The sequence below is a fragment of the Microbacterium marmarense genome (assembly GCF_037204165.1).
GTDB lineage: Bacteria > Actinomycetota > Actinomycetes > Actinomycetales > Microbacteriaceae > Microbacterium > Microbacterium marmarense.
In genome coordinates this window covers 725,491-742,776 of record NZ_JBBDGL010000002.1, presented here as the reverse complement: position 1 = coordinate 742,776, position 17,286 = coordinate 725,491, and the positions used below count along the sequence as shown (strand labels likewise).

Annotated in this window: 17 protein-coding genes and 1 tRNA gene; 13 read left to right on the top strand and 5 right to left on the bottom strand. The window is 62.9% G+C overall.

The window, feature by feature from the left end:
- Positions 1–28: 28 nt before the first annotated feature.
- The 7 genes from WDU96_RS10005 to WDU96_RS09975 all read left to right on the top strand — a co-directional run bounded on the left by WDU96_RS10005 (position 29) and on the right by WDU96_RS09975 (position 6,760).
- Entirely contained in the window at positions 29–547 is a 519-nt protein-coding gene (locus WDU96_RS10005) for a DUF501 domain-containing protein (RefSeq protein ID WP_337338329.1), read from the top strand.
- Complete coding sequence (locus WDU96_RS10000) at positions 544–1,914, top strand: S8 family serine peptidase (protein ID WP_337338328.1); 1,371 nt, start codon at positions 544–546, stop codon at positions 1,912–1,914. Before WDU96_RS10005 ends, WDU96_RS10000 begins: the two co-directional genes overlap by 4 nt.
- A gap of 32 nt (positions 1,915–1,946) precedes the next feature.
- Positions 1,947–3,341, top strand: coding sequence for an NAD(P)/FAD-dependent oxidoreductase (locus WDU96_RS09995; RefSeq protein ID WP_337338440.1), 1,395 nt, complete (start codon positions 1,947–1,949; stop codon positions 3,339–3,341).
- Between the two features lie 82 nt (positions 3,342–3,423).
- Positions 3,424–3,500: transfer RNA gene (locus tag WDU96_RS09990), tRNA-Leu, on the top strand.
- A 68-nt stretch (positions 3,501–3,568) separates the two neighbouring features.
- Positions 3,569–4,798, top strand: coding sequence for an alanine racemase (locus tag WDU96_RS09985; protein WP_337338439.1), 1,230 nt, complete (start codon positions 3,569–3,571; stop codon positions 4,796–4,798).
- The gene (locus WDU96_RS09980) at positions 4,795–6,108 is read left to right on the top strand and encodes a D-arabinono-1,4-lactone oxidase (RefSeq protein WP_337338327.1); all 1,314 of its coding nucleotides are present in this window, start codon (positions 4,795–4,797) and stop codon (positions 6,106–6,108) included. Before WDU96_RS09985 ends, WDU96_RS09980 begins: the two co-directional genes overlap by 4 nt.
- Before the next feature lie 82 nt (positions 6,109–6,190).
- The gene (locus WDU96_RS09975; RefSeq protein ID WP_337338438.1) at positions 6,191–6,760 is read left to right on the top strand and encodes a LemA family protein; all 570 of its coding nucleotides are present in this window, start codon (positions 6,191–6,193) and stop codon (positions 6,758–6,760) included.
- Between the two features lie 11 nt (positions 6,761–6,771).
- Here WDU96_RS09975 and WDU96_RS09970 read toward each other — a convergent pair whose 3' ends face one another.
- Both WDU96_RS09970 and WDU96_RS09965 read right to left on the bottom strand, forming a co-directional pair.
- On the bottom strand, positions 6,772–7,680 hold the full coding sequence (locus WDU96_RS09970; protein ID WP_337338326.1) for a hypothetical protein: 909 nt from the start codon (positions 7,678–7,680) through the stop codon (positions 6,772–6,774).
- 19 nt (positions 7,681–7,699) lie between these two features.
- On the bottom strand, positions 7,700–8,986 hold the full coding sequence (locus WDU96_RS09965; protein WP_337338325.1) for a winged helix-turn-helix domain-containing protein: 1,287 nt from the start codon (positions 8,984–8,986) through the stop codon (positions 7,700–7,702).
- Between the two features lie 73 nt (positions 8,987–9,059).
- Here WDU96_RS09965 and WDU96_RS09960 point away from each other — a divergent pair, with 73 nt between their 5' ends.
- Positions 9,060–10,250: an AI-2E family transporter gene (locus WDU96_RS09960; RefSeq protein ID WP_337338324.1), complete on the top strand. Its 1,191-nt coding sequence runs from the start codon at positions 9,060–9,062 to the stop codon at positions 10,248–10,250.
- Complete coding sequence (gene ilvA / locus WDU96_RS09955) at positions 10,247–11,515, top strand: threonine ammonia-lyase (protein WP_337338323.1); 1,269 nt, start codon at positions 10,247–10,249, stop codon at positions 11,513–11,515. The genes WDU96_RS09960 and ilvA overlap by 4 nt, the downstream gene beginning before the upstream one ends.
- Positions 11,516–11,523: 8 nt before the next feature.
- Here the strand turns inward: ilvA and greA are convergent, their stop codons facing one another.
- Together greA and WDU96_RS09945 are read right to left on the bottom strand one after the other, a co-directional pair.
- Positions 11,524–12,015 (bottom strand): transcription elongation factor GreA, encoded by a 492-nt coding sequence (gene greA / locus WDU96_RS09950; protein ID WP_337338322.1) that lies wholly within the window; start codon positions 12,013–12,015, stop codon positions 11,524–11,526.
- 86 nt (positions 12,016–12,101) lie between these two features.
- Complete coding sequence (locus WDU96_RS09945; RefSeq protein WP_337338321.1) at positions 12,102–12,494, bottom strand: DUF4307 domain-containing protein; 393 nt, start codon at positions 12,492–12,494, stop codon at positions 12,102–12,104.
- Between the two features lie 108 nt (positions 12,495–12,602).
- On the opposite strand from WDU96_RS09945, the gene WDU96_RS09940 reads away from it, so the two are divergent.
- Positions 12,603–12,911 (top strand): hypothetical protein, encoded by a 309-nt coding sequence (locus WDU96_RS09940; protein ID WP_337338320.1) that lies wholly within the window; start codon positions 12,603–12,605, stop codon positions 12,909–12,911.
- A gap of 10 nt (positions 12,912–12,921) precedes the next feature.
- Here the strand turns inward: WDU96_RS09940 and trhA are convergent, their stop codons facing one another.
- Positions 12,922–13,650, bottom strand: coding sequence for a PAQR family membrane homeostasis protein TrhA (gene trhA, locus WDU96_RS09935; protein ID WP_337338319.1), 729 nt, complete (start codon positions 13,648–13,650; stop codon positions 12,922–12,924).
- Positions 13,651–13,758: 108 nt separating this feature from the next.
- Here trhA and WDU96_RS09930 point away from each other — a divergent pair, with 108 nt between their 5' ends.
- The 3 genes from WDU96_RS09930 to WDU96_RS09920 all read left to right on the top strand — a co-directional run bounded on the left by WDU96_RS09930 (position 13,759) and on the right by WDU96_RS09920 (position 17,264).
- On the top strand, positions 13,759–14,544 hold the full coding sequence (locus WDU96_RS09930; RefSeq protein ID WP_337338318.1) for an isoprenyl transferase: 786 nt from the start codon (positions 13,759–13,761) through the stop codon (positions 14,542–14,544).
- Between the two features lie 54 nt (positions 14,545–14,598).
- Positions 14,599–15,720, top strand: a complete 1,122-nt coding sequence (locus WDU96_RS09925) for an aminotransferase class V-fold PLP-dependent enzyme (RefSeq protein ID WP_337338317.1) — start codon at positions 14,599–14,601, stop codon at positions 15,718–15,720.
- Between the two features lie 188 nt (positions 15,721–15,908).
- Positions 15,909–17,264, top strand: a complete 1,356-nt coding sequence (locus WDU96_RS09920; RefSeq protein WP_396668038.1) for a PhoH family protein — start codon at positions 15,909–15,911, stop codon at positions 17,262–17,264.
- Positions 17,265–17,286: the final 22 nt, after the last annotated feature.

The following is a 17,286-nucleotide window of genomic DNA, read 5'->3' as shown; positions in this document are numbered from 1 at the left end:
CTCAGCCGTACCCGGTAGCGTAGCGGTCGTGACGACCCCGCCTTTCGCCCCTGTCAATGATGCTGATCTCGCCGTTCTGCAGGCGCAGCTCGGACGCCCCGCGCGGGGCGTGCTCGGAGTAGCGGCGCGCTGCGTGTGCGGGAATCCGACGGTGGTCGCCACCGTGCCGAGGCTGCCGGATGGAACCCCGTTCCCGACTTTTTACTACCTCACCCATCCGGGGGCGACGATCGCGATGTCCAAGCTCGAGGCAGACCACGTGATGAACGTCTTCGCCGAAGAGCTGGCAGAAGACGAGGAGCTCTCGGCCAGCTATGAGCGCGCTCATCAGGCATACCTCGCTGATCGCGCGCAGTACGGCGAGGTCACTGAGATCGAGGGGATCTCGGCCGGGGGAATGCCCACGCGCGTCAAGTGCCTCCACGCCTTGGCCGGTCATGCGTTGGCTGCCGGACCGGGTGTGAACCCCATCGGCGACCGAGCGCTCGAGATGTCGGTCTGGTCACCAGATCGTTGTGTGTGCGCCGATCCCGGAAACGGCGGATGATCCGCCGCTCGTTTGCCTCGCTCGCGGCAGTCGGAGTGCTGGTTGCCGCTCTGCCGTTGACGGCCGCGGCGGGCTCGGCGCAGTCGATAGCAGCGTTGCCCGCAGCGACAACCGCAGCGTTGCCCGCAGCGACAACCGCAGCCACGACGGCAGCGACTCCCACCGCGACGCCCGAAGCCGACGACGTCGATCCGGTTCGACGCGCGGAGTACTGGCTCGAGGATTACGGCGTCTACGACGCCTGGGAGGTCACACGCGGCGAAGGCGTGCGTGTCGCCATCATTGACACTGGCATCGGGAGAGGACCGGCCGAATTTGAGGGGGCTGTCGTTGCGGGCACCGATGTATCGGGTCTCGGCACTTCCGACGGTCGCACTCCGGTGGGTGCCGTCGATGCAGACCACGGCAGCTGGGTTGGCTCATTGGCAGCTGCCCGCGGCACCGGTGCAGAGGAAGGTATGGTCGGCGTGGCGCCAGAGGCCGAACTGCTCTCGGTCTCGGTCGGGTTTGGCGCTGCCGCTCAGAAACCGTTCACAGAGCAGATTGCCGAAGCGATCCGCTGGTCTGTCGACAATGGTGCAGACGTCATCAACATGTCGCTCACCACGAACGAGTCGACCTGGGACGAAAGCTGGGATGACGCGTTCATGTACGCATTCGACAACGACGTCGTCGTCGTTGTCGCAGCGGGCAACCGGGGGAGTGGAACAACGAAAGTCGGTGCCCCGGCCACGATCCCGGGTGTGCTGACGGTAGGCGGCGTCGACCCCAACGGTGTGGCGAGCGTCGATGCGTCGACGCAGGGAATCACGATAGGAGTTTCGGCACCGAGCGAACGACTCATCGGTGTGTCGGCTGACGGACGGCTCGTGCAGTGGGACGGCACGAGCGGTGCCGCGCCCATCGTCGCGGGCATCGCGGCACTCGTGCGATCGGCCCACCCTGACCTCGATGCACAGAATGTTATCAATCGGATCATCCAGACGGCCGAGCCTGCGGCAGCCGCGACAGCAGATCCTGATCCGCTCTACGGCTACGGGCTGGTCAACGCGGGTGCGGCCGTGACGGCCAGCATTCCTACCGTGCAGAGCAACCCGATGGGGAGTCTCAGCGACTGGATTCGGCTGTATCGCCGCGCCGACAGCGCACCGGCTCCTGTGCAGACCCAAGAGCCGGTCGTCGTGCCCGCGCTTCCGCCCGTCGAAGACGTCACCACGGTGGCTTCGCCCCTGCTTCCGAGCTACTCAACTCTTGTCTACGGCTCGGTCCCGCTCATGCTCGGCACTGCCAGCGCTATACTGGTGGCGCTCGGCGTCACTGCTGCTGTCCGACGCATCCGATCGGCGAGGTCCTCGCCGAGCCGCTGATACTCAGGAGTAATTCCCCCGTGACGAACACCGTGCCCAAGATTCTCATTGTCGGTGGCGGATACGCAGGCTTTTATACCGCCTGGAAGCTCGAAAAGCACCTTCGCAAGGGCGAAGCCGAGGTCACCATGGTTGACCCGCTGCCCTACATGACCTACCAGCCGTTTCTTCCCGAAGTTGCCGCTGGAGAGATCGAAGCCCGCCACGTCATCGTCGGACACCGCCGACACCTCAAGAAGACGCGCATTGTCACCGCCAAGGTGACGGGCATCGACCACGCGAACAAGACCGCGACAATCACCCCGGCGGTGGGCGACGCGTGGGAGGAGACCTACGATCAGATCGTCGTCACCGCTGGTGCCGTGTCGCGTACGTTCCCGATTCCGGGCATCGCAGACAACGCAATTGGTCTGAAGACGATTGAAGAAGCTGTCGCTATTCGCGACCGTGTGCTGACGAACTTCGAGCGCGCATCGAACCTGCCCGCCGGTCCCGAGCGTGACCGACTGCTGACGGTCGTCGTCGTCGGCGGTGGTTTCGCAGGAATTGAGATCTTTGCCGAGCTTCGTGCCCTGGCATCATCGCTCATCAAGGACTACCCGACGCTCAGCTTCGAAGACACTCACTTCCACTTGATCGAGGCCATGGGGCGCATCATGCCCGAGGTTTCGCTCAAGACGAGCGAATGGGTGCTCAAGTCGCTGGCAAAGCGCGGCGCGAACGTGCACCTCGACACCCAGCTGACTGGCGCCGTGGACGGCAACGTCGAATTGTCGACCGGCGAGATCATCCCGACCGACATCATCGTGTGGACCGCGGGAGTTATGGCCAACCCGACGGTGGTGCGCGGCAGCGACTTGCTCGTCGAAGAGCGGGGGCGCATTGCGACTCGCGCTGATCTGCGCGTGGGCACGGCCGACGAGATCGTTGAGGGCGCCTGGGCAGCTGGCGATATTTCGGCGGTTCCCGACCTCACCGGAGCTGGGCCCGGCGGCTACTGCGTGCCGAATGCGCAGCACGCAGTGCGACAGGCCAAGCTTCTTGCCAAGAACCTCGTGGCAGTGCTGCGCGGAGAACTGCCACGCGAGTACATTCACAAGAACCTCGGCGCGGTTGCAGGGCTCGGGCTGTACAACGGTGTTTTCCAGTCGGGCAACATCGCGCTCAAGGGCTTCATCGCGTGGGTCGCGCACCGTGGCTACCACGGTCTCGCAATGCCGTCGTGGGAACGCAAGTGGCGCGTCATCGGCGACTGGTGGCACAACTTCTGGCTCGGCCGCGACAACGTGTCGTTGCAGACTGTTCAGCACCCGCGCTACGTGTTCGAAGAGTTCGCTGCCCGGCCGCGCCCAGCGGCTTCAGCGGAAACTCCGCCGAAGCCCGACGCTGGCGCGAAGCCCGCAGAGAAGGCTCCTACCGGAGGCTGAGGCAGCTAGGCTTCACCACGGAGCCGGCGACTTCGTCGTACGCTGATCCAGACAGACATGCGTTTCGAGGCGCATCTGTCGTGCCCCCGTAGCCCAATTGGCAGAGGCAGGCGACTTAAAATCGCTCCAGTCTGGGTTCGAGCCCCAGCGGGGGTACCAAACAAATGGGTCGCGGGCGTGCGGCAGGCTTAGGCTGTTGATATGTGCGCGCACCCGAAGCGGGCCGTATGAGCCTCACCATGCTGTCCACCCCGACGACGGAGTCGCCTTGGAGCGATCCAGCGGCCTACTGGGGTGCGATGACTCGCGCCACTCAAAACCTCTCGGGGCCGATCGCCGCGATTAACGTTGCAGCCCTGCGATACAACGCGCTCGACCTCGTAGTGCGCGCCAGCGGTCTGCCGATCCGAGTTGCCAGCAAGTCGATTCGCGTGCGAGAAGTGATGGATGCCACGCTCGCTCTACCCGGATACCGTGGCATCCTCGCCTTCACTCTCCCCGAAGCGCTGTGGCTAGCTGAGCGGCATGGCGACGTGGTGGTGGGATACCCGACGGCCGATCGTCACGCGATTGCAGCACTCGCCGCGGATGAGCGTGCTGCCGCCCGCGTCACACTCATGGTCGATGATGTTTCGCATCTCGACCTGATTGACTCAGTGGTTGAGCCGGGCAAACGGCCTGCGATTCGGCTGTGCATCGATGCTGACGCCTCGTGGCGAGCTCGGGGACTCGGACACATCGGCGTGCGCAGGTCGCCGGTGCACGAGCCTGAAGAAGCTGCGTCGCTCGCCCGCGCGATCGTCGCCCGCCCCGGTTTCGAGCTGGTCGGCTTGATGATGTACGAGGCTCAGATCGCCGGCCAGGGAAACTCGACAGGCCGCGGTGATGTCGCCATCAGGTGGATGCAACGCCGATCCGGTGCCGAGTTGCTCCAGCGGCGCGCCGCGATTGTGCGGCTGTTGCGCGACATTGCTCCGATCGAGTTCGTGAATGGCGGCGGGACTGGCTCACTTGAGCTCACCGCCTCGGACCAGTCGGTCACCGAAGTCACTGCCGGTAGCGGTTTGCTCGCGGGTCACCTGTTCGACGGGTATCGCTCCTTCGCTCCCGCTCCGGCTGCTGCGTTCTCGCTCGAGGTTGTGCGCAAGCCAACCGCCGATATTGCAACTGTGCTGGGCGGTGGTTGGATTGCTTCTGGACCGGCTGATGAGTCGCGCCAACCCAGACTGGTTTGGCCCCAGGGGCTCGCCACTCTCGGCCGCGAAGGCGCGGGAGAGGTGCAGACGCCGTTGCAAGGCGAGGCTGCCCGCACGCTGAAGGTTGGAGACCGCGTCTGGTTTCGACACTCGAAGAGCGGGGAGCTGGCAGAGCGCGTCGCGTCGTATCACCTCGTCGATGGGGATCGACTCGTCGGGGAGAGCGCAACGTATCGCGGTGAACAGAGAGCCTTCCTATGATGCGCATGGGCGGCGTTTGGCAGAACTGGGGTCGTAGCGAGAAGGTTCGCCCGCAGGCCGTCGAGTACCCGCGAACAGCCGAGGCAGTCCAGCGATCCGTCGTGGCCGCGGGTGCCCGTGGGTTGCGAGTGAAAGCTATTGGCGCGAGTCACAGCTTCACGGGCATTGCGGTCGCCCCGGGCGTGTTGCTCGAGCTCGTATATCTTTCGGGACTGGTGAGCGTCGATGCAGATCGCTCATATGTCACGCTGCTCGCGGGAACCAGACTTCACCAGATTCCGCAGCTGCTTGCCCCTTACGGCCTTGCGATGGAGAATCTCGGTGACATAGATAGCCAGTCGATCTCGGGCGCGATTTCGACCGGCACGCACGGCACCGGCACACGGTTCGGTGGAATCGCCACCCAGGTGGTGGGCGTCACCCTCGTTACCGCCGACGGCGAGGTTCTCGTTGTGAACGAACAAGAAAACACTGAGCTCCTCCCCGCAGCAGCGCTCGGGCTGGGAGCGCTGGGGGTCATCGTTGATGTCACAGTCCGTTGCGTGCCGGCGTTCGTTTTGCACGCGATCGAGCAACCCGAGTCCCTCGAACACGTGCTCGATGAAATCGATGCCCGAGTGGCAGCGACAGACCACTTTGAGTTCTACTGGTTTCCTCACACCGACAGGGCCATGACGAAGACCAACACGCGTCTGCCGGCGGACGCTCCCAAGCATCCGCTCCCGCGGATCGGCAAGTGGGTCGATGACGTGCTGGTGGGCACCGCGCTGCACCAGGTGGCGTGCAGTCTGACACACCTGGCTCCGTCGACGGCACCGGCGATAAATCGACTCTCGGTGAAGCTGTGGGGTGACCGCGAGTTCACCGATTCCTCGGACAGCGTGTTCGCGACAACTCGTTCAGTGCGATTTCGTGAGATGGAGTACGCACTTCCCATTGAGAACGTGCGCGCGGCATTCGAGGCGGTGCAGGCGCTCGTACGCGAGCGTCGCTGGCGCATCTCGTTTCCCGTCGAGGTGCGTTTCACACAGGGCGATGAGCTATGGATGTCGACCGCTCACGGCAGAGCATCGGGCTACATTGCGGTACACCGATATTGGCGAGACGACCCTGCGGAGTATTTTGACGCCGTCGAGCAGATCATGACCGAGTTCGGCGGTCGGCCGCACTGGGGCAAGATGCACACTCTTGACGCGTCCGTCTTGCGGGAGCGTTACCCGCGCTTCGATGACTTCGTTGCGGTACGCGACCGACTTGATCCCGATCGTATGTTCCACAACCCTTACCTGGAGCGCGTTCTTGGTGAGTGACCGCTGAGAGTACGGGCAGTGTCGTCGCCACAGGTGACGCCGTTGATTAGGATGAACTCATACTTAGAACGGAGTCGTGCGCATGTGGGAATGGCTGATCCCGGTTCTTATCGTCGTAGTGCTGGTTGCTGCAGTCGGTATTTACCTCTGGGCAACCTACAACTCGTTGGTGCAGTTGAACGTACGCGTCGACGAAGCGTGGAGCGACATCACGGTTCAGCTGAAGCGCCGCGCAGATCTGCTGCCCAACCTGATCGAGACGGTGAAGGGATACGCTGCGCACGAGAAGGCAGTGTTCGAAAACGTCACGCGTGCGCGAGCAGAAACGCTCGCCGCGTCGGGACCCGCTGAGGCGGGCCTTGCCGAGGGGCACCTGCAACAGGCGTTGAAGTCGCTGTTCGCAGTGGCAGAGGCGTACCCGCAGCTTCAGGCGAGTCAGAACTATCTTCAGTTGCAGCACTCAATCGTCGACACCGAAGACAAGATTCAGGCCTCGCGCCGTTTCTACAACGGGGGAGTCCGAGAGCTCAACACCAAGATCAAGGTGTTCCCGAACAACCTCTTTGCCCGCAATCTCGGTTTCCACGAGCGCGATTTCTTCGAAGTTGTAGACGGAGCTGGCATCGCAGAACCACCGCGCGTTCAGTTCTGACCGGCGAGGTCTTAGAAGACCGAGAGCACCATCTCATTGCCGATGAACTGCACTGTTCCCTGCATCGCCCAATCATCCGCTCGATAAGTGAAGGATCGCTCCTCGCCATCGCGGGTGATTCCCGTCGCAGTCGCGGTGATCACACCGTCGGAGGAGCGAAAACTCTCGTCGTCGCTGAGATCCACGATGGGGTACGAGCTGATCTGGAAGGCGATGCGGTGCAGCGAAGCGAGATCAACGCCCCACGGCACGCGGATGCCACACTCGTCAGGAACACTGTCGACTGAAGCCGCGCACACATCGGCATAGGCATCCAGCTGCCTTTGAACAGTTGCTACCGCCTCGGCAGACAGCTCCGCGGGCGTTGCAGCATCAACCGTGGCGCCCGGGGTGACGCGCGCCGTCACGGTGCCCTCGAGAAGCCCTACGGGTGCAGCTGTCACCGAATACGTCGCGGGCAGCAACACCACGGTGGTGTCTGATGACACGAGTGTGCCCGCGATCATCACAGAGTCGCCCTGTTGAGCTGTCGGCACGATGACGCCGACAGCATCGTCGGCAAGACCCCATCCATCGGCAGTCTTCACCAGGGTGAACGTGCCTTCGACGATTTCACCCTCCAGCGAGAAAGCGAAAGCTGCAGTGGCTTGCGCATCGGCCACGTCAACACTCATTACCTCTGGGGAGGTGATGAGGGAGGCAGCGGAGTCAAGTGCTGACGCGAGCTCCGATGCGTCGCGCGGAGAGCCAACGATCAGATCTGCGGCCGATTCGCCGTCGCCAGAGGCAAGAGCGCTCAGATACGACTGCGCAGCTTCTGCTGGCCCGTCCGCGCTGTTTGCGAGGAAAACGACGCCAACGGCAGCGCCAGCAAGAACGACTGCTCCTGCAACGATGGCGACGACTGCGGCACGCTTCACCCTTTATACGCTAGTCGTGTCAAGCCTCGGTGATCGCGTCGCTGGCGATAGCGACGGGTCTGACCGGCCCGGTTCGCACCTCGTGTCGCTGCGCGCGCGGCAATGCACCCGCGAGGTCATCGGTTGCGTCACCCCAGCGCGATACCGAAATGGTCTCGAGGCCTTGCCACTGTGCTGCATCCTCTATTACTTCGGCGAGCCGCGCGGCGGCGTGAACGGGCGCATCGCGCTCCCACCATGCCGATTGCACGAGTAGCCGCGACGCTGTGCGCTCGGCTTTCAAATCGACGCGACCAACTACGTCGTCGCCGACAAGCACAGGGAGCGAGTAGTAGCCGAATTGCCGCTTGCTCGCGGGAGTATAGATTTCGATTCGATAGTCGAAGTCGAACAACCGCTTGGCGCGATCGCGAAACCACACCGTTGGGTCGAACGGGGTGAGGACCGCTGCAGTATCGACTCGGCGGGGGAGCACAGCGTCACGGTGCAGCCATGTGGGGAGCGGCCGGCCATTGCGAGACCAGCCTTCGACGCTCACTTGCTGCAATTCGCCGAGGTCGCCCAACTCTGCAACAGCAGCGAGCACCGCGCCACGGTCGTTGATGCGCCAATAATCGGCGAGATCAGCTGCTGTGGCGACCCCATAGGCGCGCGATGCGCGCCTGACGAGTTCACGGATCGCATCGGGGCGTGACACCGAACGCGCCAGGGTCTCTGGGGTGATGACGTCTTCTGCCAGCGCATAGGTGCGCTCGAAACCCCGTCGGCCGGCAATGGCCACCTCGCCGAATAGCCAAAGATGCTCGAGGGATCGCTTGACAGCATCCCAATCCCACCACGGTCCGCGCGTAGCGCGCTTACTATCGTGCTCGATCTGCGCTGGCCGCAGCGGGCCGCGCTGTCGCAGTTCAGCGCGCACCCAGTCGACGGTGGCTGAGTTTCGTAAGAACCAACCGTCTGGGTCTGAGCCGTACTTCTGCCGCATACTGTCCATGCGAAAGCCGAAGAGCGACCAGTCTTCGGCCGGAATGAACGCGGCCACGTGAGCCCAGTACTCCACGTACGGGGAGCGTCGTTCGAAAAGGAGCTTGTCGAGTTGCGCAGTGTCGTATGGGCCGAGGCGGGAGAACAACGGCATGTAGTGAGATCGCGCGAACACGTTGACAGAGTCGATCTGCAATGTCGACATGCGTGCCAGGGCGAGATTCAACTGCCGTGTTCCGACGCTTCGCGAAGGGGCGCGGGCGAATCCCTGGGCGGCAAGCGCGATGCGTCGTGCCTCGGCCGCGCTGAGAGATGTCTTCACAACGCCAGGCTAAGGGGCACCGCAGACAGCGCCGCATAACGTCGCAGGCATGTGGCGGGCCTAAACTGGCGGGATGAGCGGCCCTGACGAAAAGCCCAAAGGCTCGCTGTTTGACGCGCTTCGCGATCGCAACCGGGTAGTCACCTCCGACATGTCGGAGGTTGTGCCGCACGGTCTACGCGTCGCCACCGCGTTCTCCTGGCGTTTTTTGGTGATCTCAGCAGCGATCGGACTCGCCATCTGGCTGGTGATTCAGCTCAAGCTGCTGGTCATACCGCTGATGGTCTCGATTCTCATTACCGCGCTGGTGTGGCCGGCATTCTCGTATCTGGTGCGCCGCCGCGTTCCTCGCTGGTTAGCCATTGTGATCGCTGTGGTCGGGCTGCTCGCGATTGTCGCCGGTCTCGTGTGGCTGGTTGCATGGCAGGTAGGTGAACAATGGACGTCGGTACAGGCCAGCACCGTGGAGGCGCTGCAGCAGTTTCGCCAGTACCTGATCGATGGTCCCTTGCATCTCACGCCCACTCAGCTCGATGAGGTTCTCATTCAGTCCTGGCAGTTGATTCAGCAGCAGGCAGAGCTGCTCTGGAGTGGCGCGCTCGCACTGGGCACCACCGTCGGGCACGTCGCCGCCGGCACTCTGCTGGCCCTGTTCATTCTGATTGCTCTGCTCGCCGATGGTGCCGGAATCTGGCGCTGGACAGTAAGAATCTTCCCCCGACGCGCGAGAGCAGCAGCCGATGGCGCAGGGCGTGCGGGGTGGGTGACGATCGTCAACTACTCCCGCACTCAACTTCTGGTAGCAACGGTAGATGCAGTCGGCATCGGCCTCGGCGCCTACCTGCTGGGTGTTCCGCTAGCGATCCCCATCGGCGTTTTGGTCTTCCTGGGCGCGTTCATTCCGATCGTGGGAGCAGTGCTCACCGGTACGGTCGCGGTCTTTTTGGCACTCGTGTACAACGGGCCGTGGATTGCACTATGGATGCTCGTGGTGGTGTTGGGCGTGCAGCAGATTGAAGGTCACATCTTGCAGCCGTTGCTGATGGGATCAGCCGTCAAGGTTCACCCGATCGCGGTCGTGCTGGTCGTCGCCGGTGGCGCCATGATCGCTGGCATCCCCGGTGCGCTGTTCGCCGTACCGGTGGCCGCGTTTGTGAACGTGGTGGTGGTGTATTTGGGGGCACGTGCCTGGGAGACCGGGCTGAAGCCCACGGGAGATTTGATATGGGACACCGTCCCGCGTCCGAGGAGGACCCGTTCGTGAGCGTACACACCCCGTCCGAGTCGCTGGTGCACCAGAAGTCTCGTGCGCCATCGATTGCCGACTTCGAAGACGCCGCGGCCTCGCTTGAAGGCGTGATTCGCGAGACGCCCCTCGATGTCTCTGACTTTCTTTCGGAGCTTGTAGGAGCACCTGTCTACCTGAAGCTTGAGAACCTGCAACGCACTGGATCATTCAAGATTCGAGGTGCGACGCATCGGCTCTCGCGGCTGACAGAAGAAGAACGAGCGCGCGGCGTTGTCGCAGCTTCCGCCGGAAACCATGCGCAGGGTGTGGCTCTGGCCGCGAAGACGCTTGGCATTCCCGCGACGATATTCATGCCGCTTGGCGTACCCGTGCCGAAGCTCTTGGCAACGCGAGGCTACGGAGCCGACGTCGTGCTCGAAGGTGCCACGGTGGAGACTCCGCTGCGTCTTGCCGCCGAGTTCGCTGAGCGCACGGGAGCGATATTCATCCACCCGTTTGATCATCCTGATGTCATTGCTGGCCAGGGAACGCTCGGACTTGAGCTCATTGATGCGATCCCCGACCTCGATACGGTGGTTCTGGGCATCGGCGGCGGTGGACTCATCGCGGGCGTGGCAGCCGCGGTGAAGGCTCGCGCTGCTGCCGCGGGTCGCACTGTGCGAGTGATCGGGGTGCAGGCAGAGAACGCCGCTGCCTACCCCTCGTCATTGCGCGAGGGCATGCCCCTGACGGTGGAGACTCGCCCGACCATCGCAGACGGCATCGCGGTCGCTCGCCCCGGAGACTTGCCGTTCGAGATCATTCGCGAGCTTGTCGACGAAGTCGTGACCGTCACCGAAGATGACATCGCTCGCGCTTTGCTGGTGCTGCTCGAACGTGCCAAACAGGTCGTGGAGCCCGCCGGAGCCGTCGGTGTAGCCGCGATCCTCGCCGGCAAGATTCAGGCCAACGGCCCCACTGTCACTGTGCTCTCGGGGGGAAACATCGACCCGCTGCTGCTGCAGCGCGTCGTTGCTCACGGCCTCTCAGCATCCGGTCGCTATATGACTCTGCAGATTCCGCTGCCAGATCGGCCCGGCCAGCTTGCTCGTGTGTCTGAACTGCTGTCGCAGGCGGGGGCAAACGTCATCGAAGTGCTGCACACCCGACACGGTCAAGGACTGCAGATCAGTGAAGTGATCCTGCAGTTGAGCGTTGAGACGCGCGGGCAAGAACATCGAGCGCACGTGATCGATGTTCTCGAGCAGGCTGGCTTCACCGCGCGGGTAGCGTCGGACTGAGTCGCAGGCTACTGGCCGGTGTAGGTTGCGACCTTGACGATCTCGACGCTGATCTCACGACCGTTGGGCGCGGTGTAGCTGGTCTTGTCTCCCTCGTTCAGGCCAAGAATGGCTGAACCCAGGGGGGATGCTTCGCTGTACACGTCGAGCTCTGAGCCGACAGCGATCTCGCGGTTGCCGAGGAGGAAGATCTCTTCGCCGCCGGCGACAATCGCTGTGACCACGGTTCCCGACTCCACGACGCCGGTGCTCTGCGGCGCTTCGCTGACGGTTGCGGTCTTCAGCAGGTGCTGCAGGGTGCGAATTCGTGCCTCTTGCTTGCCCTGCTCGTCTTTGGCTGCGTGGTAGCCGCCATTCTCTTTGAGGTCGCCCTCTTCGCGCGCGGCTTCGATGCGCTTGGCGATCTCTTCGCGTCCGGTGGTCGACAACTGCTCGAGCTCGGTGGCGAGTCGGTCGTAGGCATCCTGGGTGAGGAAGGTCACTGGGGCATCGTTGGACACGTTTGACTCCTTCAGTCGGGGGCGCGCATATAAGTCAAACGCCCCGGCATTCAGCCAGGGCGCGCGGTGACGGCGTTCGGCCCAGACTACGACACCCAGCAGGAGTTGACAAAACCTGTCGTCGCCAGCGCGGTGGTCGGGATGGACTCTTCGAACTCGCGACTCGTCGCGTCGGATCCAGCGAAACTGACCACCCGCCACCCCACAATGCCGAAGTCCTCGTCCTGCGCTTCGATCACGCAAGAGATATCGCGACCGGGAACCGCCGTCACTTGAAATCGCAGGGTCACCGCGTGTTCGTCAATGACTTCAAACCCCGTGCTGTCGGAATCGACGGAGTCGACGGTATTGCCGTAGACCGCCCAGCCGAGCAACAGCGTGGCGACTGCGCCCAAAGCGATGGCGATGCCCAATCCCAGCCGCTTTCGCCCCGACGTGGCGCGCCCATAGCGTTCGTCGAGCATCTGTTCAGTGGTCATGCCTTGTCGCTTTTCGTTTCCGCTCGGAGATTAGGCTGTAGGTCAAGGTTATGCGGTTCGGCGCCCTCGCGGTGCACCGCAAGCTGAGCCCGCAGACCAAAGGACGATATGCAATCGCTTGCCGCGCACGTATGGCTGACCACAACCGTGACGCCGAGCCCTACGCCGACGCTCGATCCGGACTCGGTGACTCCGGGCCCCGAGGGGTTCTTCGTCATCGCGTTGATTGTGGTCGCGGTTTTCCTGCTCGTCGCCGACATGATGCGTCGAATTCGGCGTGGTCGCGTGCGCGCTGACGTCAACGATGAGTTGGATGCAGAACAGGCGAGACTCGCCGCAGAAGCCGAGGGGTTGCCCAGCGCCGTCGAGGACGAGTCGTCCGCGACGGATCCTGAGAGCGAACCGCCGCGCAGCTGAGACCGGATCGCTACCCGTTGTAGGGCGGGTTGATCGCGATCAGCAAGCACGCGGTCCAGTGGCACAAGAAGGCCAGCACCGTGCACACGTGGAAGATTTCGTGGAACCCGAAGTGGCCGGGCCACGGATTCGGCTTTTTCATTGCGTAGACGATCGCCCCACCGGTGTACAGCAGTCCGCCGATGATCACCAGAACCATCATCGCCGCGTTCGCGCGGAACAGATCGGGCATGTACATCACGGCAGCCCAGCCCAGCGCGAGGTAGAGCGCGACGTAGAGCCAGCGCGGGGCGTTGATCCAGAAGATGCGAAAGAGAATGCCCAGGAGTGCACCACCCCAGACCACAGCGAGCAGGATCCACCCCTTGGGCGGCTCAAGAGCGAGCACTGCCAGCGGAGTGTATGTGCCCGCGATGAGCAACATGATGTTGGCGTGGTCAATGCGTTTGAGGACGCCCTTGGTTTTCGGGCCCCAGTTGAAGCGGTGATACAGCGCCGAGTTGCCGAAGAGCAACATCGAGGTTGCGACAAAAACCGCACACGCCCACTTGGCTGCCGATCCCTCGGCAGCGACGATCAGCACGATTCCCGCGACGATAGTCACCGGGAAGGTGGCTGCGTGTATCCAACCACGCCACGAAGGTTTGATCTCGGGAAGCGTGGCATCGACAGCCGCCGCATCCATCAACGGAAGCTCGGGGACCTCGGGTAGGCGGGATTCCTCGCTACGTCGATTCATGATCCCAGGGTAGGCCCACGCCTATGCCATCGGTCGTACATACTGAGTGCCGCCGATTGTGGCACCTAGTCTCCAAAGTTCGCACGCGTATCGCGGTAGCGTAGGAGCGTGATACGAGGTTCGGAGAATGCAGGGCGCGGCCCGCTCTATCGCCTCTATATTCAGCGACTGCGGCGGCAGCTCGGTCGAGGACGGGTGCCGCACCACGTCGCCATGATGATCGACGGCAACCGTCGCTGGGCCAAGCAGCTCGGCCTTGAGTCCGTTGCTCACGGCCATCGCGCAGGTGCCGCAAAGATGCACGAGTTTTTGGGCTGGTGTGATGACGTCGGTGTCGGCGTGGTTTCGCTGTATCTGCTTTCGATGGACAATCTGCAAAAGCGCGACACCAAAGAGATCGAAGACCTCATCGAGATCATCGCTGAACTCGCCGATGAGCTATCGCATCAGCGGGACTGGCGAGTGCAGCCCGTCGGGCGTTCCGACCTGCTGCCGCCTGAACTGGCGCGCGTGCTCGCCTCGGCCGCCGAGCGCACTCGAGGCAACACCGGACTGCACGTCAATCTGGCCGTTGGCTACGGAGGCCGCGGCGAAATAGTCGACGCGGTGCGCAGCATCATCTCGCAACACCATAAAGACGGCGGGTCTCTCGAGGAGCTCGCTGCCAGCCTCACTCCAGAACAGATCGGCGAGCATCTGTATACCGGAGGGCAGCCGGACCCTGATCTTGTCATCCGCACTTCGGGTGAACAGCGGTTGAGTGACTTTCTGCTCTGGCAGTCCGCCCATAGCGAGTTCTACTTCGTCGAGGCTCTTGGTCCCGATCTGCGCGAGGTCGACTTCCTTCGTGCGATCCGTGACTTCGGGACGCGCAACCGCCGCTTCGGCAGCTGAGAGCCCAGATGCAATGCGCCCGTGTTGGCGGGTTTGGCATGCCAGAATGACAAAGTGACGGATCTGGATGCATTTCTAGCCACGTTCGATGGTGAGCCGGGCTATTTGGACTGGGCCGCGTTCGGACCGCTTTCGCCTGCGGTTCGCGCGGAGGCGCAAGCTGATACCGAACTGCTCGGCTCAGGGCGGCCGTCGAGCATTGGCCTTGTGAACGAACATGCCACTGCCGCGGTGTCGCTCATCGGCGAGCTGCTCCACGTTGATGCGAGCCGTGTAGTACTCCAGCCGTCGACCACTCACGGATTGATGCAGGCGATGTATGGGCTCACCGGTGGGCTCCTGTTGGGCAGAGGCGAGTTTCCCTCGCTCACGGTCGCGGCCACTCGCGCAGCTGACGCCCTCGGACACATCGAGTTGCAATGGCTTGAGCCAGATGATGGTTTCATCACCCCCGAGTTGGTGCGCGACAACCTCACCGACGACACTCGCGCGGTCGCTGTAAGCCTCGTCGATTTTCGTACCGGCTATCGCACTGACCTCTCGGCCCTGCGCGATGTGATCGGCGATCGACTGCTCATCGTCGACGCCATTCAAGGATTCGGCATCGTTGATGCCGACTTTGGTGCCGCTGACGTGGTGTGCGCCAATGGCTACAAATGGTTGCGCTCAGGTCGTGGCACCGGGTTCGCGGCCTTCAGCGATCGTGCGCTCGAGCGGATTTCTCCCGTGTTGTCGGGTTTCTCTGGCACTGACGGCGACCTTCCGCTGGATGTCGTTCCGCTTCCGTCGACGTCTGCGCGCGCGTTCACCATCAGCGGCGGCGACAACCTCGCTGCGGCGCGCCTTGCAACGGGGCTTGGCGAGGTTCGAGACATCGGCGTTGCCACACTGCAAGCGGAGCTCGCTGAGCGCACGAGAGACGTGATCTTCTTCGCGGATCGATACGAGCTGCCCGTGGTGACGCCACGCGACGACCGCCGCCGAGCCGGCATCGTCACGCTCGCGCCCGCACCGCAAGATGTTGCACCGCTCGTAGCTTCGCTGTCGAACCACGGGCTGACAGTGACGGTGCGCTCGGGACTCGTGCGCGTGTCGCCCCACGTCGGAACCGGTGCCAACACGCTGCGTCTGTTCGGCGATGCGCTTGCCGCGTTTTCGTCGGCGCGCGTGTGGTGAACAGCCGGCTTTTGAAATTTACCTAGCCGTAACCAGCTTCCCGCGTGTCGGCCTGGCGTGGCGGTCTCTAGCAGTCGTACGGTCATCTCAACGGACAAAGAGTCCGTTCGAGTCGGCCTGAAAGATCGCGACTCGTGACCTTGGTCGACTCGTGACTGCCGGGTTCCTACCCGGGTCGGGAGTGGGTTGTGACCATAAGAGCACCACACAATCAGCGCAGTCAGAGCGTCGAGCACATCGACGATCAGGATCAGGATCTGCGTACCTACGTGCTGGATACCTCGGTTCTACTGAGCGATCCTCGGGCGTATTTTCGTTTTGCCGAACACAATGTCGTGATTCCTGTCGTGGTGGTCACCGAACTTGAAGGCAAACGGCACGACCCCGAGATCGGCTATTTCGCACGTCAGGCGCTTCGCCACCTCGACGAACTCCGCGTCGAACATGGCCGCCTCGACTTTCCCGTCTCGGTGGGAGAAGGCGGCACCCTGCGGGTCGAACTCACCAACACCGACGCGTCTGTTCTTCCGGCCGGCATGAGACTCGGAGACAACGACAGCCGCATTCTGGCGGTCGCGATGAACCTAGCCCAGGATGGTCAGGAAGTCACCGTGGTCTCCAAAGACCTGCCGATGCGTGTCAAGGCGGCGTCGTTGGGCATCAGCGCCGAGGAATACCTTGCCGAACAGGCAGTGGATTCGGGATGGACGGGAATCGCAACGCTCGACGTCGCCGGCGATGACATCAGCGATCTATACGAGAGCGAAGTGGCGACCAGCGAAGATGTTCGAGGTCTTCCCATCAACACAGGGCTGATCGTTCATTCCGAGCGTGGGTCGGCGTTGGGCCGAGTAACGGGGGACACCTCATACCGGCTGGTGCGAGGCGACCGCGACGTTTTCGGTCTCCACGGCCGTTCTGCGGAACAACGCATTGCGATCGATCTGCTGACTGACCCCGAAGTCGGCATCGTCTCGCTCGGCGGCCGAGCGGGTACAGGCAAGTCAGCTCTTGCGCTGTGTGCTGGACTCGAAGCCGTTCTCGAGCGGCAACAACAGAAGAAGATCATCGTGTTCCGTCCTCTCTTCGCCGTCGGCGGGCAAGAACTGGGATATCTCCCCGGCGACGCGCAAGAGAAGATGAATCCGTGGGGGCAAGCGGTCTTCGACACTCTGGGTTCTGTTGTCTCGGGCAATGTTCTTGAAGAGGTCGTTGAGCGCGGATTGCTCGAAGTGCTGCCACTGACCCACATTCGCGGGCGTTCGTTGCATGATGCATTCGTCATCGTCGACGAAGCGCAGTCCCTCGAGCGAAACGTGCTCTTGACCGTGCTGAGCCGCATGGGTCAGAACTCACGCGTCGTGCTGACACACGATGTCGGTCAGCGAGACAACCTGAGGGTCGGTCGACACGACGGCGTCGCCTCGGTGATCGAAACGCTCAAGGGCCATGGGCTATTCGCGCACATCACTCTCACGCGGTCAGAACGCTCCGCGATCGCGGCTCTGGTCACAGAGCTCCTGGAGGCTGGCGAACGCGCCTGATCATGCAATCAGGAGGGCCGGG

What these genes read in the sequence shown, in the direction of transcription:
- WDU96_RS10000 (WP_337338328.1), top strand. Translation starts at nt 544, where the DNA reads ATGATCCGCCGCTCGTTTGCCTCGCTCGCGGCAGTCGGAGTGCTGGTT.
- WDU96_RS09985 (WP_337338439.1), top strand. Translation starts at nt 3,569, where the DNA reads ATGAGCCTCACCATGCTGTCCACCCCGACGACGGAGTCGCCTTGGAGC.
- WDU96_RS09980 (WP_337338327.1), top strand. Translation starts at nt 4,795, where the DNA reads ATGATGCGCATGGGCGGCGTTTGGCAGAACTGGGGTCGTAGCGAGAAG.
- WDU96_RS09975 (WP_337338438.1), top strand. Translation starts at nt 6,191, where the DNA reads ATGTGGGAATGGCTGATCCCGGTTCTTATCGTCGTAGTGCTGGTTGCT.
- WDU96_RS09960 (WP_337338324.1), top strand. Translation starts at nt 9,060, where the DNA reads ATGAGCGGCCCTGACGAAAAGCCCAAAGGCTCGCTGTTTGACGCGCTT.
- WDU96_RS09945 (WP_337338321.1), bottom strand. Translation starts at nt 12,494, where the DNA reads ATGACCACTGAACAGATGCTCGACGAACGCTATGGGCGCGCCACGTCG.
- WDU96_RS09940 (WP_337338320.1), top strand. Translation starts at nt 12,603, where the DNA reads ATGCAATCGCTTGCCGCGCACGTATGGCTGACCACAACCGTGACGCCG.
- trhA (WP_337338319.1), bottom strand. Translation starts at nt 13,650, where the DNA reads ATGAATCGACGTAGCGAGGAATCCCGCCTACCCGAGGTCCCCGAGCTT.